We start from the raw sequence: 15,862 nt of genomic DNA on the forward strand, positions 1-15,862 counted from the left end.
ACGACCCACTTAAAACACACGCATAAAGTCTTTGCACACCATAGTTTGCCAAATTGCGTTATCTTTAAAGATAATAAGCCCGTTGGATGAATTTTAATCCGAAAAAGAGAACGCCCAACCTCATTTTATTGATTTCTGCCTTTGTAATCGTAAGCCTTATCCTGTGGAATACCAATAGTTTTTTCAAAAAATTTAAGGAAGAGGAACGATCAAAGATGGAAATCTGGGCCACCGCTCAATCCGAGCTTTTACAGTCCTCGGAAAATATGGATTTGGGCAACCTCACCATTAAAGTGTTGCAAAACAACTCTTCAACACCTATGATCTTGGTGAACAAGGACGGTTCTATAAAAACGAACAATATGCCCGAGGACATGGTCAAGGACTCCTTATACCTAAGGGGAAAGATAAAAAAGTTTGAGAATGAGAACACTCCAATTCTCATAGACCAACAAGGGGAACATCTCGCGACCCTGTATTATGGAAATTCAGAAGTATTGAATAAATTGAAATATTATCCCATAGCCTTACTGCTAATTATCTTTTTGTTTGCAGCGGTCATATTCTTTTTCTTTAAAACGAACAAAGCCTCGGAACAAAATAAGCTCTGGGCGGGTATGGCCAAGGAAACGGCACATCAGATAGGCACGCCCCTTTCCTCCCTCTTGGGATGGAACGAATTGTTGAAGAATGAAAGTATAAACCCCGATATCCCCCTAGAAATTGAAAAGGACATATCCAGATTGGAAACCATCACGGAACGTTTTTCCAAAATAGGTTCCCTACCAGAATTAAAACCCCATGATATTGTTAAAGAGACCAGGGACGCTTTTGAGTATTTAAAACGAAGAAGCTCCAAACTCATCCATTTTTCCTTCAATACTAAAGTAGATACGATATCCGTTCTGCTAAACCCTTCACTCTATAATTGGACCATTGAGAATCTGGTAAAGAATGGAATCGATGCCATGAAGGGTCGAGGGAATATTGCCTTGGAGATAATACCTGATGGCAAATACGTAAACATATTGGTTGCGGATACGGGCCATGGCATTCCAAAAAGTGATTACCAAACCATTTTTAATCCAGGTGTAACCTCCAAAAAGAGAGGATGGGGCCTAGGTCTATCACTTGTAAAAAGAATTGTGGAAGAATATCACCAGGGGAAAATAAAAGTCCTTTCTTCCAATAAAGAGGGCACAATAATGCAGATATCTTTAAGAGTAAATCAATAGATTATGCCAAAAGAAAAGTTAGTGACCATAAAGGAAGCGGACATAACCAACAATTGTCCTGAATGTTTTAGTCAGGATATGAAAATTACCTTTTTTCAAAAGCATACCTACGGTAGATTAATCCATAGAACCACCAATGAAGTTACCCACCAAATTAAATGTAAAAAATGTAGTTCCATAATCTATCCGGTGAGTTGGACGGATGATATTGAAAAAATTTTCGATTATTATCAAAAAATGGCTACACCGCATAAAGCCTCGATACGGTTTACTTCGTTATTCTATGTGCTTCTACTTGTTTTGGTTTTATTGGTGGGAGCAGGGATGTATTTATTTATGGAAGGAAGTATCACATTTTAGAACGAATGCTTTCCGCAGTGGCCTCAAATTCCTCCGGGGTCAATACTACCTTATTTTGAAAGGTGGCATCCTGCATTCCCTGCAAGGGAATCAAATGCACATGTACATGGGGTACTTCCAAACCAATTACGGTTAACCCCACTCTTTTACAATCTATGGCCGCTTCAATGGCTTTACCTACCCTTCTAGAAAACGCCATTAGGCCCATATAGGTTTCCTGATCCAAATCCATAATTCTGTCCACTTCCTTTTTGGGAACACAAAGCGTATGGCCTTTAGAGTTAGGGTTGATGTCCAAAAACGCAAAGTAGTTTTCGTCCTCGGCTATCTTGTAACAGGGAATTTCTGCATTGATAATCTTGGTGAAAATACTCGGCATATAGTTTATCTATAAGATTTTAAACCAAGCAGGTCTTATTAATCTCTGCTAATCTCTAAAATATCAAATTTTAAGGTGCCATTTGGAACATTAATCTCCGCAACATCACCCACTTCCTTGCCCAACAATCCTTTTCCAATGGGTGAACTTACGGATATCTTTCCCGATTTCAGATCCGCCTCGCTTTCGGCAACCAAGGTATATTTCATTTCCATACCATTCGCCTGATTCTTCAATTTTACAGTGGACAGCACCAATACTTTTGAAGTATCCAGCTGCGATTCATCAATCAATCGGGCATTGGCCAAAGTCTCTTCCAGTTTAGATATCTTAAGTTCCAACAATCCTTGGGCCTCCTTTGCCGCATCGTATTCGGCATTTTCGGATAAATCTCCTTTATCCCTGGCTTCTGCAATGGCTTGTGATGCCTTAGGTCGTTCTATATCCTTAAGTTGACTCAGTTCTTCTCTTAATTTTTTAAGTCCTTCTGCTGTATAGTAAGATACGCTACTCATAACCTCATCTTTTATTAAATAAGAAAATCCTCTACTTAGACCGCGATGTACCCGGCTTTTTTTAGAGAGGATTTAACGCAAAGATACATAATTTTTGTTCAACTTTGCGTTCATTATATAAATAGGTCTTACGTTATGATGCGCATTTGGAGCATTGTTTTGATTATATTTCTACTATCCTGCGATAGCGATCCTACAAATAGGAATCCATTCCTGCAGGAGATAGGATTCCAGTTTGACATTAATCTGAACCTTCCCTTATACAGTCCACTAACCAATGTGGGAAACGCGGTTTATATTGGCACTGAGGGTGTAGGGATACGGGGCGTTTTCGTAATCAACGTGGGGTTTGACCAATTTAGGGCCTTTGAGGCCAATTGCCCCAATCATGCACCGGACAGTTGTTCTACGATGGAAATGGAAGGACAGACAGCTATTTGCCCTTGTAATGATTTCGAATACAGTTTGTTTACCGGGCAGCAATTAAATAGACCGGATGATGGCAATCGGTATTTTGACATGTTGGAATATCGTGCTTCCTTTAACGGCACTACCGTTATCATTTCCAACTAAGTGTCCAATTTATACCGCCCCAAGAATTTTATCCATAACCCAACTGGTATGTAGTCCGGAACTTCCCAAGGAGGGATGTACAGATTCCCCGAACAAATGACTCTTCATATAAGCGACGTGATATTTCTGAATATGCTTGGGGTTGTCAATTTCCAAGGTTTCCTTTCCTTGTACATTCTCCAATTCCAAAGGATTGTCCTGAAAGATAGAGAATGAAATCTTCCCTTCGTCTCCTATAATTTCAACCGAATCCTTATGGGCATAGCTTCCAAAATTCCAGTTCCCGTAGCCAGTTATACCACTTTCGTGTTCCCAACAGGCAGTGATGGCATCCTTGGCCGAGTATAACCCCTGCTGGTTCAAGGCCACTCCCTTGGCCTCCACAACCGGGCCCAATAGATGACAAAACAGATCCAAACCATGACTTGCCAAGTCATCGAAATAGCCTCCTGGGGCAATTTTAGCGTCGGTACGCCAATTGTAGCTGTTGCTCCTATCCAAATCAGAAGCAGGTTTTGAGAGTTGCCACTTTATGGTTCTTACCGCACCGATAAGGTGGCCATCCAACCAGTCCTTTACCTTTTCAAATCGTGGAAGCGACCTCCTGTAGTAGGCAATAAACAATGGAATGTCCTTCTTTTGGAAGGCCTCGTAAATGTCCAGACTATCCGAATAACAAGGTGCCATGGGCTTTTCTATACAACAAGGTTTTCCCACCTTGGCAACTTTTAGCGCATAGTACTTGTGCGAATCTGGAGGGGTAGCGATGTATACGGCATCAATTTTATCATCCAAAATAAGACTATCGGCATCCGGGTAAAACTTGGGCACGCCGTGTCGTTTGGCATAATCCTTGGCTTTTTCAACATCCCTGCGCATTACCGCAGCTAGTTCAAAGCCCTCCGTATTTTGGTATGCCGGTCCGCTTTTGACCTCTGTAACATCACCACAACCTATAATACCCCAACGAACACTTTTCATCATAGCTTATTGTTTGTAAAACAAAAGTACAGGTTTATAAAGAGTCTAAAAACGTGCCGTGGCCCCCAATAAAAAATTAATCCCTGCCTGTGGGTAGAATCCGGCACCCTCAATTGTGGTTGTGCTTCCCGAGGAGTCATCATCGAAAGTGAAAAAAAAGCCGTTGGAGACAATATCCTGATCAAAGATATTATTTACCAATCCTGAGAAGGTAATACTTTTAAGAAAGGTATTTATTTCCCATACGTATTGAACGTTCAAATCGGTCTGGGAATACGCTTCAAGTACTGAGGCGTCGCTATCTATATTGCCCATGTATTGTTTGCCGACATACTTTGTCAATGCAGAAATCAACCACCTTTCCGTAGGGGCAAAACCCAACTGATTTCCAATGACCAGGTTCGGCGAATAAGCAATATTGGTATTGCCCAAATCCCGGAGAACCCCATCTCTCTGAAATACAAAATCTAGGTTCTTATTGGTGCTTAAAGCTATGTTGGGCCTTAACCAAAATTTATCTCCCATTTGAACATTAGCGTCTATTTCCAATCCCAAACGATAGCTATCCCCTACGTTCGCACGCAAGGGGGCGCCTACGTCATTGAGTTCCCCGGTAAGCACCAATTGATCTTTATAGCGCATATAATAGACATTGGTATTTAACTGAACATTTGGTGAAACATAGCGCCAGCCCAGTTCAAAATCATTGAGTTTTTCAGGTCTGGGATTCCCATTTTCATAATCATTTCGATTAGGTTCCCTATTGGCCCTGGCATAGGAAAAATAGAAATTGTTATTTCTGTCCAAATCATAGGTCAATCCCACTTTGGGATTAAAAAAGTTAAAAGTATCATCAACAAGTCCAGTTTCCTCCCCATTGGCCTCATACCTAACTCTCCTGTATTGCATATCCCCAAAAAGGCTCCATTGTTGGTGTAGTTTGTAATTGGCTTTGGCAAAAACGTTAAAATCGGTTTTAATGGACGTATCGTCATAATACCGATCCCGAATTTCACTATTGGAAGCAAAACGGGCCCAAATGACCTCTCCAAAATGATCTCCCTCATATTTGTTCCATCCTCCCCCAAGGATTACATCCCACTTGTTCTTCTTATGGTTTACGGAAAATACGGTTCCATAAAAGTCGTTATCCAGCCAACGCCTCCGGATCAGGTCCGTCGTATTCACTTCTTCGCCATTGACCGTAAGCGGTTCAAATCCATAGGTGGCAAAATCATCGTCTTCCCGAAACTGTTCAAAGAATCCCCTTCCACGTGTATAATGCAAGGCAAGATTGGTACTCCAATGTTCCGAAATGCTTTCGTTCCATAGCAATTGCGCATGGTCTTGTTTATAGTTGTCCACTTCATTTTCATAAAATTGGGTAGTACCATCTTCATCGGTATACATCCCGGCCGGGTTAAATGTTCTATTGGTGCGTAATGTCTCGGCGTCGACACCGAACCACGATTGATAGGTTATTTCATGTCCTCCAAAAAGCAATGCCTTAATCAAAGTATTGTCATCTTTGAAGGCGCCCTGTAAAAAATAGGAATCAAGTTCCGAAGAGGCGCGATCCACATAGCCATCCGAGATAATTCTGGATAGGCGTGCAGAAATTTCAATTCTATTGTTCAACAATCCGGAGCTAAACTTAATGTTGTTCCGCAATGTGGCGAAGCTTCCTATTGAACTGGAAATTTGTCCATACGCTTCTTCAGAAAATCCATCGGTCAATAGGTTTAGGCTGGCCCCGAAGGCCCCGGCCCCATTAGTGGAGGTCCCCACACCCCTTTGCAATTGCAAACTTTCGGTAGAGGAAGCAAAATCCGGCATATTTACCCAAAAGGTTCCCTGCGATTCTGCATCGTTGTATGGAATTCCGTTAATGGTGACATTGACCCGGGTTGCATCACTCCCCCTAACACGTATTCCGGTATAGCCTATCCCGGCACCGGCGTCGGAAGTGGTGACCACAGAAGGAAGAAAGTTCATTAAAATGGGGATATCCTGCCCCAAATTTCTTGGTGCGACCTCCTCCTTGTTTAAATTGGAAAAAGTGACCGGCGTTTCCTTGGTTACACGAATCGCCGAAACAAAGACCTCGTCCAGTACTATCTTCTTTCCTTCCAAGGAATCTGTTGGGTTTTGCTGGGCCGAAACGACCCTACTAAGCCCAAAGAGGACAACTGTTGTGAATACAATTTTCATGCGATGCTTCCTATTATTTGTAAGGGATCGCATGTAACCGCTATTTTGGAAAGCGGCAGGTAAAAATTTAGAATAAAGCAGTTTCATCCGTACTAAAAAATTAGCGACGAATAAAAGGGGTTGTTATTCTGTGTTAAACTTGATTTTTGTTCAATTAAGAACGAAAGAAATTCCAAAAAAGCGACTCGCGCATTCCTTGGCAGCATTACCCGCCCAGGTTCATTGGGTATAATCTCAGCTTATCCTGAACTCTTAAAGGTTTCCCTTCTTAAAATTTTTCCAGGAGTTCGCACCCCTTTGAGATGGAACAAACTTACAACTCAAACCACACATATCATAATCTTTGGAACAATTAACGTGGTACAATAAACCCTTACCGGAATTTATACGTATTTATAGTCCCTAAGGGTGTTACGTTGCTATATGGACAAATCCAAGAATAGGTTTACGTTTAAGGTTGCCATCAGTTACTTGATGTTATGTGTACTTGCCTTGGTAGCAGGATACTTTATCTATTCTGAGATACAGGTTTTGATTAATGATGAAACCGCTGTTAAAAGTGATATCAAGTTATTAAGGACAGGGGCCTTGGTCACTCAAATTTATGAAGCGGAAAGCCTTTCCAAGTTAGCATTGCAGACCAAGACCCAACAGAATTTCAATGCATACGCCAAAAAAATCGATTCCGTTTTCCTTGAAATAGATTCCCTAAAACAACTAGCCTTTGATCCTTCCCAAAAAGCGAAATTGGATAGCGTAAAATTATTACTGAAACAGAAGGCAGCCAATAGTGATGAACTTCGTAGCTTAAAAGTAAAAAATGATAACAACCGCTCAATAGACAATGTAATCGAGGAGTTCAGGAAAATGGAGGCCTCTTTCGGAAAACTCACGGTGTACAATTTTGAGAAGCATCCTGAGAAACTCTCCCCGTATAAGCTGAAAGTATTGGAAGACTGGGTAGCCTACTTGAACGAAAACATTCCCGCGGACACGTCTTCCGTTCCCGACTCCGAAAGAATTGATTCGGTTCTCAATGCTTCCAAAGTTCTTTTGGCAGAGGCCAAAATGAAAGATGCAAAGACACAACGTTTCCTGGCCCAAAAGGAAAATGAAATTAATCGTACCGATATAGAGCTCTCCCAACAACTACGCAATATTGTTTCCGCTTTGGAGCAAGAAATAGTGATGAATACCTATAACGACGCTTTAAAAAAGCAATCCGCCTTGAGGAAGAGCATTCGCTTGGCCGGTTTAGCAGCCTTATTGGGCTTCATTGTTGTTGGGTTTTTCACTTTTTTGATCAATCGTGATTTTTGGAAGGTACAGACCTACAGGCAGAAATTGGAAAAAGAGAAAAAATATTCCGAGTCCTTGTTAAAAAGTAGGGAACAATTAATTTCCACAGTTAGCCATGATCTGCGAACCCCTTTGAACACCATACAAGGGTATGCTGAACTTATGGAAAATACGGAGTTAACCCAAAAACAAGAGGGGTATTTAAAAAATATAACCTCCTCTACCGGTTATGTAGGGAATTTGGTAAACGATCTTTTGGATTTTTCAAAATTGGAAGCGGGTAAGTTAAAGATTGAAAAAATCCCCTTTATGCCCGCATATCTTATCCAAGAAACCGCCGAAAACCTTCAGGCTCTTTATGCACATAAAAAGGTAGGGCTAAAGCTTGAAATAGATGCTTCACTAAAAAAAACGGTATTGGGCGATCCCTTCCGCCTGCGTCAAGTACTTACCAATCTTATTGCAAACGCCTTTAAGTTTACAGAAAAGGGTCATATACGGGTTAAGGCCCATACCTTTAAGGAAGGTAAGGAAATCATTATAGCGCAAATATCGGTCACGGATACCGGCATGGGGATTCCCAAGGAAAAGCAAGGGCTTATTTTTAAGGAATTTACGCAGGCCGATACCGATACCGAAAAAAAATTCGGCGGTTATGGCCTGGGACTTACCATATCCAAAAAGTTGACGGAATTGCTTGACGGTTCATTGAGTTTGGAAAGCAAGATAGGCCAAGGTAGTACATTTACCCTTAAGCTACCCCTGCAAATAACGCAGCAGAAATTAGGTTCTGCAGAGCAAAAAATTCCTGACTTGGCATCCAACCTCAGTATCTTGATAATCGACGACGATACCGCTCTTTTAGGTATGTTAGGTGAACTTATGGAAAGTATGGGAATCCATGCTCATACCTTTACCAACTTTCAATTCGTAAAAGAGGATTCCCCTTTGATTTATGATCTGGTTTTGACAGATATACAAATGCCCCGAACAAACGGTTTTGAAGTCTTAAACAGGTTAAGGTCCGGAAAATACAAACATTATAAGGGCCAACCCGTTATTGCCATGACGGGCAGAAGGGATTTTAAAATCGACACCTATACCTCTAAGGGGTTTGACCAAGTTCTACGAAAGCCTTTCTCCAAAGATGAACTTGTTACTGTCCTGAAATCAAAGGGTATGGACACTAAAAAAGCACCCGTTATAAATACTAAAAATCCTTCTGAAAAAGAAAAAACCGAAAATTATAGCTTAGCCACCATTCATTCTTTTTTGGGAAAAAATGAAGGTGCCATTTTTGAAGTATTGCAGACATTTTTAAATGACACACGAATCAACATGGGCCTATTGGACGAAACTATCAAAGAACGGGATTACACTCGTCTAAATCACGTTGCCCATCGTATGTTACCTATGTTCAGACAGCTTAAGGTGGACAAATGTGTGTCCTTGTTGGAGAAATTTGAAATGGCGACCCAAGATTCTATAAACATCAACGTCCTCCATAACGATTTCCTTTTGTTAGAGGAAAAAGTACGCCTATTGCTATATGAAATGGAGAATAAGTTGATTACAAGTCCAAGTTATAGTGGTTGATTTTGTTGTAAAGTGTTTTACGGGTAACCTGTAGCAATTTTGCGGCTTTTGACTTGTTGAAATTGGTCTTTTTCAATGCTTTGATGATACGGTCCTTCTCAAAATCGGATTTAGAAAAATTTTCGGCCTTTATCGAACTATTACGGGCAGGCCCTAAAACCTCTTTAGGCAAGGTTTCCATCCTTACCTCATCACCAACCGTTAAAAGTACCGCCCTTTTGACTACATTTTGAAGTTCCCTTAAATTTCCCGGCCAATGGTACTGTTGAAAGGCCTCCCACACTTGCGTTGAAAAGCCATGAACTTCCTTGTTCAAATTTTCATTGGCTTTGGCCAAAAAATGGTCCGCAAACAAAATCAAATCCTCAAACCGTTCTTCCAAGGACGGGATTTGAATGGAAAACTCGTTTAACCTGTGATACAGGTCTTCCCTAAAGTTTCCCTTTTGAACGGCAAGCGTCAAATCTTCATTTGTAGCTGTTATGATACGAACATCCACATGGGTTTCCTTGGTACTGCCTACCCGTCTTATCTTCCGCTCCTGTAGAGCTCTTAGTAGTTGGATTTGATTTTCATAAGAAAGGTTCCCTACCTCGTCCAAGAACAAAGTACCTCCGTTGGCTGCTTCAAAGTTTCCGATTTTGTCCTCAACGGCCCCAGTAAAACTTCCCTTGATATGACCAAAAAATTCACTTGTGGCCAGTTCCTTTGGAATGGCTCCACAATCCACGGCCACAAAGTTGTAATCCTTGCGCTTACTGGCATTATGTATCGCCCGGGCGGCGACCTCCTTACCCGTTCCACTGTCGCCCGTAATCAATACGGACATATCGGTGGGTGCCACCAGTTTAATATAATCATCCAACTTTTTTGAAGCATCACTGACTCCCAATATGGTCTTTTGATTTGAATTCCTCGACCTTTTGGACGATGTTTTTTTTTGACCGGGTTTTTGTGCACTTGAACCATCATACTCAACTATATGTGCTTTTGTCTTCAATGCATTCTCAATGACCATAATAATTTCCTCAGGAGTAAAGGGCTTGGAAATATAGTCATATGCACCCTGCTTCATGGCCTTTACCGCGGTGCCCACTTCCGCATAGCCCGTCATAAGAATTACAGGGATTTTGGGTTTTACTTTCTTAATATCGGCCAATAAATGTAGTCCATCAGAATCGGGCAAACGCAAATCCGTTAAAATAACATCAAAATCAGTGGATTTAAACTTTTTCTTGGCATCAGTGGCGTGGTAGCAAATTTCCACTTCATACCCTCTTTTGGTCAAAAACTTCTGTAGCATTTGGCAAAAGGCAGCATCGTCCTCGATGATCAAGATGTTTGGCATAAAAAAATTCTTGTATGCTATATGTACGTAAAAATAGCGTAAGAAAGCTGTTTGTCCTTTAAAATTATCATAAATTGATACAAGAATTTAGGGGGGAAATCAGCAGCTCGGCTTTGGTTTTGCTACTCTTTTGCAGCAATCTCTTTCATCGGCAGAATCCTTTCATTTAGAAGGTCAATCTATCAACTTCTATTTTTCATCCTGAGGAAAGAAATGTGGGAACTATTAGGTGTCTACAGGTAAATTAAGTTAAAGTTCTTTGAATATAATCCTCAAAAAAGGGCATTCTGAAGACCAAAATCAATTCTGTAGCAACCATTGGGGAACAGGGTACTTGAAGAAAAAATTTGCTGATTCCTAGAAACGGGTTGGCTCAAATAGAAAGGGGTCGTACAATGACGACCCCTTTCCGACCAAACCAACTTGATACAAAACAAATAACTCAAGTTATTTACATTTCGATCCAGTTACCACTTTCATCAGCATACAAAGTTCCTGAGGTTCCATCCTCCAAGGAAACTTCAAGCTTGTATTGTTTCGATTCGTTGACGTAAGCCTTGTCTATGGTAGCCGTTGGGTAATTTTTGGCTACTGCAGCGGTTACCGCCTCCGGTAATTCACTAGCTGCGATTTCCGAAAAATCATCCTGGGTTGCAACAGCCTCGGAAGTATCTATCTGGGCTTCGGCAGTATCCTGGGCAAAAGCTGTTAGACTTCCAAGAGACAATGCTAAAACAAAAACTAATTTTTTCATGATTTTCAAATTTTAGTGCTATTACTAATTAAACATGAATTATATAGGGAAAAAATGATACCAGAATCCAATTAAATATTTAAAATACTCACAATCAGTTAATTAAATAGAATTAGACCTAGCGAGCACTGTGTAATTTTGGGTATTCATTTTGTGAACCGTGTAAAACATACACGAGAGTTTCAATTTGTGAATGAAAAAATCTTAGGTTCAAAGTGGTTCTTGACAGTGTTTTTAATTTATTCGGAAGTTATGCGCCAAACTTCAATAAGATTCGGTCTTCTCATTGCATAAATACCCCTTTTTAAGGAAACGACTTACATGGTACAAGTATCAATACCCAACAAAAATCCCTAGCGATAAGGCTAGGGATTTTAAAACCAAACTAAGCGATATATTAATTAACTCTATGGATATAATACGTGCTTAAATTACATCTCTATCCAGTTGCCTTCGGCATCCGCATACAACTCAACTTGTTCACCGTCCTCTTTGGCTACCTCAAGTTTATACTGGGACTGATCGTTCATATAGGCCTTAACTACAGAAGCTCCGGGATGTGCAGCTTCCAAAGCTTGGGTGATAGCTTCCGGTAACTCTTCCAAAGCCACTTCATTAAAACCATCTTGGGCCTCAATAGCTTCTGTTGCAACTTCTTCCAAGTTTGTGGTTGCTTCTTCAATTACCTCTTCTTGTGCAAAAGCAGTCATGGTTCCAAAGGCCATTACTGCTACCAACATTACTTTTTTCATTTTCTTGTGTTTAGATTATGTATTTGTTTTGTTAACTGCCTATAGCAAAGAGAAAATAGTGCCAAGGTAGAGGGTAACCAAAAAAATGACACAACTATTTGAAAAACAGTATTTTGAAAAATATTACATCTCAACACAATTGTGTATCGGTGTATAAAAACTCAAGAAAAGTGTATAAGATTTACACACATTTTCCATTTTGGTTTTGTCGCTATGATTTAATGGGTTTGGTTTACTTGGTGTGAAGGTTTTAATAAATCGTTTACTGTTTTAACCGGGTTAAAGGTGGACAATGGCACTTCGACGAATATAGTATTCCAAAAGGCCATGGCCCCGTTCCATAGGCCTGGAAGTTCCAAGGCTTTTAATTCCCTGCCTTCCTTTGTCTTATTTGTAATAAATCCCTGTTTTGAGTCTACAAAATTCAGTAAATTATACTTTGTTCCCTTATGATCCTTAATACCACAGACTAAATCCACAGGGTTAAAATGAGTGGAGTTCCTAAAAATGGCTAATTGGTCACTGTTATTCATATCTACTTGGGCGGATTCAACAATTTGTAGAGAGACCGTATCGTATCTATCCCGAATCCAGAACGGACCTCCTCCCGGCTCTCCTTCATTTTTGACCATACCACAAACACGTATCGGTCGGTTTATTTTGTCCTTCAGTATCTTAACCTGACCGGTTACCTCCAAGCCTGAAAAATTATCGGAAAACCGAACGTTTAGCCGGCTGGTCAAAAAATCCTTTATTTCACCTAGTTTTTCTTTGTCATGTGGGTCTCCATCCAAAAATCTAGCATATTCAAATACCTTTTGTTGAACCTCCAATAAAACTCCTGCCAATGTTTTTTTGCTGTCCGATACTTCCTCCAAGGCTTCTGGAACAACCACGTTATCTATATTTTTAATGAAAATGATATCGGCATCCTGTTCGTTCAAATTTTCAATCAGTGCCCCATGTCCGCCAGGTCTGAATAACAACGAACCATCAGTATTACGAAATGGGTTATTTTCCATATCTACGGCTATGGTATCTGTAGAAGGCTTTTGATAGGAATATCCGACCTGAAAGGAAGTGTTTGTCTCAACCGATACCCTCTCCTTAACCGAACTGAATTCTTTTTTGAACATTTCCTCGTGCTGTGGGGAAATCGTAAAGTGTAGATTCGCGTTACGCTCGTTCCTGGCATAGTTGGCGGCTTCCGTCAAATGCTCCTCAAAAGGGGTAGCCACATATTCCCCGTAATTATGGAATGGCAAAAGCCCTTTGGGGTAAAAACCATAATTAAGGGTATTTTCGGACATCATTTCCCTAACGAATACGTATATTTCCTTCCCTTTGGTATTTGCCTTTTCTATTATTCTGTTTCGTACCAAATCATAAAACGGAAGGTCTTTTAAGCCTTCCGAAAACTTTTTAAGGTCGGTATCCTCGTTCCGCTCAAGATAAGCCTCCAAGTCTTCATGGCCAGGGTCATAGACATCCAAAAAATTGAACAAAGCCTTAAACATCCGGGAAGCCGCCCCTGAGGCAGGCACAAATTTCAATAAGGTAAGCACCTTGCTGTTCTCTTCAAAATAGCGAACCAGTCGGGTCTGCTCAGCTTCGGAAAATTTGGAAATCCCATCTCCTATTACAGCCGCCTTTTCCAAGCGAACAAAAGGAATTCCTTCCTTAAAAGTCTTAATCTGATCTACTACAGTTTCCTTTGTAATTCCTTTATTCTCCAGTTGTTCCCAGTCCTTTTCCGAAAGCTGTATCATTTATCCAATAAATTATCTATGTGTTGTATGGCGGTCGACAAACGTGTCTTCCTATCTCCTTTTAGAATCACAAAATTACGGTTATATTTTTCTAAAGTTTCCTTAAAATAAGCAAACATTCGTTCTCGTTCATTGGGCTTGTCCCTAAGGTCATCCCCAATCCAGGGGACATCGATATAGGTCAAGAAATAAAGATGGTAGGAGTTTTTTAATGCATACTTTTCGAGCAATGGATCACAATGCCCAACATAATAGGCTTCGGAATATACTTTGGTCTCCAACAAATCCGTATCACAAAGAAGAACTTTTGTCGCTTTTTTGGTCAGTTCGTTTTCAAGCTTCATTTGACCTTCGGCAATGGGCAACAAGTCCTTGGGTTCACAGGTCTTACGCTCCTTGTTCCACTTGTCCTGTAGATATTCCCGTGCATATTCGGGCACCCATACGGTATTATAGTGTCTTGCCAACTGTTCCGACATAGTTGTCTTTCCAGTAGATTCAGGGCCATACAGCACTACTTTAACAATGTCCGAGGGCTCTTGTTCAAGTTTTTCTTCCATGAGAAATATCCGAAAATGGCAATTATGGTTAAGATGAAAAACAGTATAGCACTAAAGATAAGTCCTTTGTACAAATAAAGCGGAACGGTAATGATGTCACCGATAATCAAATAGATCCAATTCTCCAACTTCTTTTTGGCCATAAGCCACATCCCTACAAAAAAAAAGGCCGTTGTAAGTATGTCCGTATAAGCCGTCCATGTATTGAACCTATCCGTTGCCGAATAGATAATAGCCACGAAAACAATAGTAGCTATGAATAGAAGTATGGACCATTTCTTCTCCCTTTTCGTTGTTAAGGTGACCGGTATAAAGTGAGTTTCATCCACTTTTCTGGTCCAGGCGAACCAACCTACAATGCTCATGGCAAAATAGTAGGCATTTATAAGCATATCACCCAAGAGACCATAAATCAACAATATATATACGGCTATCCCGGTGGCTATTATTCCGGTGGGAAAAACCAATATGTTTCCACGTTTGGAATAGATAACGCTTAGTAGTGCAAAAAAAGCGCTCACCAATTCCAGGACCACAACATGGGTGGGTGTGTCCTGATACTGCGAAAAAATCCAATCAAAAATGAGGTTCATACCCGCTCCTGTCGGATTTTACTATTTTCATATACATCAAACCCTTATCCATTGACTCAAAAGCTGTCTTGATTTCAGTATGAAGTACCGCCATTACGGTTTCATAGTCGCCATATACGTTGGTACTTAATGGATTTTCCACGATTTTGAGTCCAGAGGCCCTTAGCTTTTTAATAAAATTGATGATATGCTCCTCAAAATCGTCCTGTAACGGGGAAAAAGTAAGTTCTACCGAAATATGCATAATTCAGCGCTGGCTAAGTTTAGTGAAATATAAATCACAAACTTATCAACTTTTTAGCGCATAAACGCAGCAAAAACGTTCAAATTCCAAAAAATGGATATCATAGCATGATAGATTTCCGTGATACAAAACTTCGGCCGTTGTGGTATTATCCGCAAAAGAAAAATCCCTAACGTCTATGTGATGTAAAAAGCTGATTCCTGGATTAGAACATATTTTGTAAAGGGATTCCTTTGCCCCCCAGACGATGGTAAGTTTTCGCACCAAGGCATCCGTGTTGGCTATGGTACGATACTCCTCAATGGGTGTAAACTTATGGGCAATACGCAATATCTTGTCCCTTTGCCTTTCTATATCTATGCCTACCTCTGTTGTGTCGCTAACGATAATACCGGTAAAATGTCCGGAATGGGTAATGGAAATCTTTTTGCCGTCCACGAGATGAGGCTTCCCAGCAGTATCGTAGTATAAATCGGCATCCACATATCCGGCCTCCGCCATCAAATGCCGGATACTTAAAAATCCTCGTCGGTGCAATTCGGATTTCATACCGTCTATCCGTTTTTGACAATGGGGAGTCAATTGAATCCCTTCGGATAGCTCGGCTTCCGATTCCTCAATCTTCCAAATGTAAACTGAAATCGATGAATTTATACGTATGGTCTTATAAATCATGCTATTCTTAAGGATATT

General features: G+C 40.5%; 16 protein-coding genes. 4 read left to right on the forward strand and 12 right to left on the reverse strand.

Going from position 1 to position 15,862, the window contains the following annotated elements:
* Positions 1-86: 86 nt before the first annotated feature.
* Together Q0993_RS06470 and Q0993_RS06475 are read left to right on the forward strand one after the other, a co-directional pair.
* Positions 87-1,235 (forward strand): PAS domain-containing sensor histidine kinase, encoded by a 1,149-nt coding sequence (locus tag Q0993_RS06470; RefSeq protein WP_299530939.1) that lies wholly within the window; start codon positions 87-89, stop codon positions 1,233-1,235.
* A 3-nt stretch (positions 1,236-1,238) separates the two neighbouring features.
* Positions 1,239-1,595, forward strand: a complete 357-nt coding sequence (locus tag Q0993_RS06475; protein WP_299530941.1) for a hypothetical protein — start codon at positions 1,239-1,241, stop codon at positions 1,593-1,595.
* Here Q0993_RS06475 and Q0993_RS06480 read toward each other — a convergent pair.
* Positions 1,585-1,974, reverse strand: coding sequence for an HIT family protein (locus Q0993_RS06480; RefSeq protein ID WP_299530942.1), 390 nt, complete (start codon positions 1,972-1,974; stop codon positions 1,585-1,587). The two genes, Q0993_RS06475 and Q0993_RS06480, sit on opposite strands and share 11 nt — an antisense overlap.
* A gap of 38 nt (positions 1,975-2,012) precedes the next feature.
* Positions 2,013-2,489 (reverse strand): transcription elongation factor GreA, encoded by a 477-nt coding sequence (gene greA, locus Q0993_RS06485; RefSeq protein ID WP_299530945.1) that lies wholly within the window; start codon positions 2,487-2,489, stop codon positions 2,013-2,015.
* Positions 2,490-2,624: 135 nt separating this feature from the next.
* On the opposite strand from greA, the gene Q0993_RS06490 reads away from it, so the two are divergent.
* A complete protein-coding gene (locus tag Q0993_RS06490; RefSeq protein WP_299530947.1) occupies positions 2,625-3,062 on the forward strand; it encodes a hypothetical protein in 438 nt (145 codons plus the stop codon).
* 9 nt (positions 3,063-3,071) lie between these two features.
* Here Q0993_RS06490 and Q0993_RS06495 read toward each other — a convergent pair whose 3' ends face one another.
* Together Q0993_RS06495 and Q0993_RS06500 are read right to left on the reverse strand one after the other, a co-directional pair.
* Entirely contained in the window at positions 3,072-4,046 is a 975-nt protein-coding gene (locus Q0993_RS06495) for a Gfo/Idh/MocA family oxidoreductase (protein WP_299530949.1), read from the reverse strand.
* A 42-nt stretch (positions 4,047-4,088) separates the two neighbouring features.
* On the reverse strand, positions 4,089-6,254 hold the full coding sequence (locus Q0993_RS06500) for a TonB-dependent receptor (protein ID WP_299531136.1): 2,166 nt from the start codon (positions 6,252-6,254) through the stop codon (positions 4,089-4,091).
* 423 nt (positions 6,255-6,677) lie between these two features.
* Between Q0993_RS06500 and Q0993_RS06505 the strand changes: the two genes are divergently transcribed.
* Positions 6,678-9,149: an ATP-binding protein gene (locus Q0993_RS06505; protein ID WP_299530951.1), complete on the forward strand. Its 2,472-nt coding sequence runs from the start codon at positions 6,678-6,680 to the stop codon at positions 9,147-9,149.
* Here Q0993_RS06505 and Q0993_RS06510 read toward each other — a convergent pair.
* The 8 genes from Q0993_RS06510 to Q0993_RS06545 all read right to left on the reverse strand — a co-directional run bounded on the left by Q0993_RS06510 (position 9,124) and on the right by Q0993_RS06545 (position 15,844).
* Complete coding sequence (locus tag Q0993_RS06510) at positions 9,124-10,497, reverse strand: sigma-54 dependent transcriptional regulator (RefSeq protein ID WP_299530953.1); 1,374 nt, start codon at positions 10,495-10,497, stop codon at positions 9,124-9,126. The genes Q0993_RS06505 and Q0993_RS06510 overlap by 26 nt on opposite strands.
* Before the next feature lie 451 nt (positions 10,498-10,948).
* On the reverse strand, positions 10,949-11,251 hold the full coding sequence (locus tag Q0993_RS06515; protein WP_299530955.1) for a hypothetical protein: 303 nt from the start codon (positions 11,249-11,251) through the stop codon (positions 10,949-10,951).
* A gap of 431 nt (positions 11,252-11,682) precedes the next feature.
* The gene (locus tag Q0993_RS06520; protein ID WP_299530957.1) at positions 11,683-12,003 is read right to left on the reverse strand and encodes a hypothetical protein; all 321 of its coding nucleotides are present in this window, start codon (positions 12,001-12,003) and stop codon (positions 11,683-11,685) included.
* Positions 12,004-12,221: 218 nt separating this feature from the next.
* Complete coding sequence (locus Q0993_RS06525) at positions 12,222-13,772, reverse strand: DUF4301 family protein (protein WP_299530959.1); 1,551 nt, start codon at positions 13,770-13,772, stop codon at positions 12,222-12,224.
* Positions 13,769-14,332, reverse strand: a complete 564-nt coding sequence (locus Q0993_RS06530; protein ID WP_299530962.1) for an ATP-binding protein — start codon at positions 14,330-14,332, stop codon at positions 13,769-13,771. The genes Q0993_RS06525 and Q0993_RS06530 overlap by 4 nt, the downstream gene beginning before the upstream one ends.
* Complete coding sequence (gene pnuC / locus Q0993_RS06535; RefSeq protein WP_299530965.1) at positions 14,287-14,925, reverse strand: nicotinamide riboside transporter PnuC; 639 nt, start codon at positions 14,923-14,925, stop codon at positions 14,287-14,289. Before pnuC ends, Q0993_RS06530 begins: the two co-directional genes overlap by 46 nt.
* Complete coding sequence (locus Q0993_RS06540; RefSeq protein ID WP_299530968.1) at positions 14,909-15,169, reverse strand: thiamine-binding protein; 261 nt, start codon at positions 15,167-15,169, stop codon at positions 14,909-14,911. The genes pnuC and Q0993_RS06540 overlap by 17 nt, the downstream gene beginning before the upstream one ends.
* 45 nt (positions 15,170-15,214) lie before the next feature.
* Entirely contained in the window at positions 15,215-15,844 is a 630-nt protein-coding gene (locus Q0993_RS06545; RefSeq protein WP_299530970.1) for a 4'-phosphopantetheinyl transferase superfamily protein, read from the reverse strand.
* Positions 15,845-15,862 lie beyond the last annotated feature (18 nt).

The organism is Ulvibacterium sp. (assembly GCF_028285715.1).
Classification (GTDB): domain Bacteria; phylum Bacteroidota; class Bacteroidia; order Flavobacteriales; family Flavobacteriaceae; genus Ulvibacterium.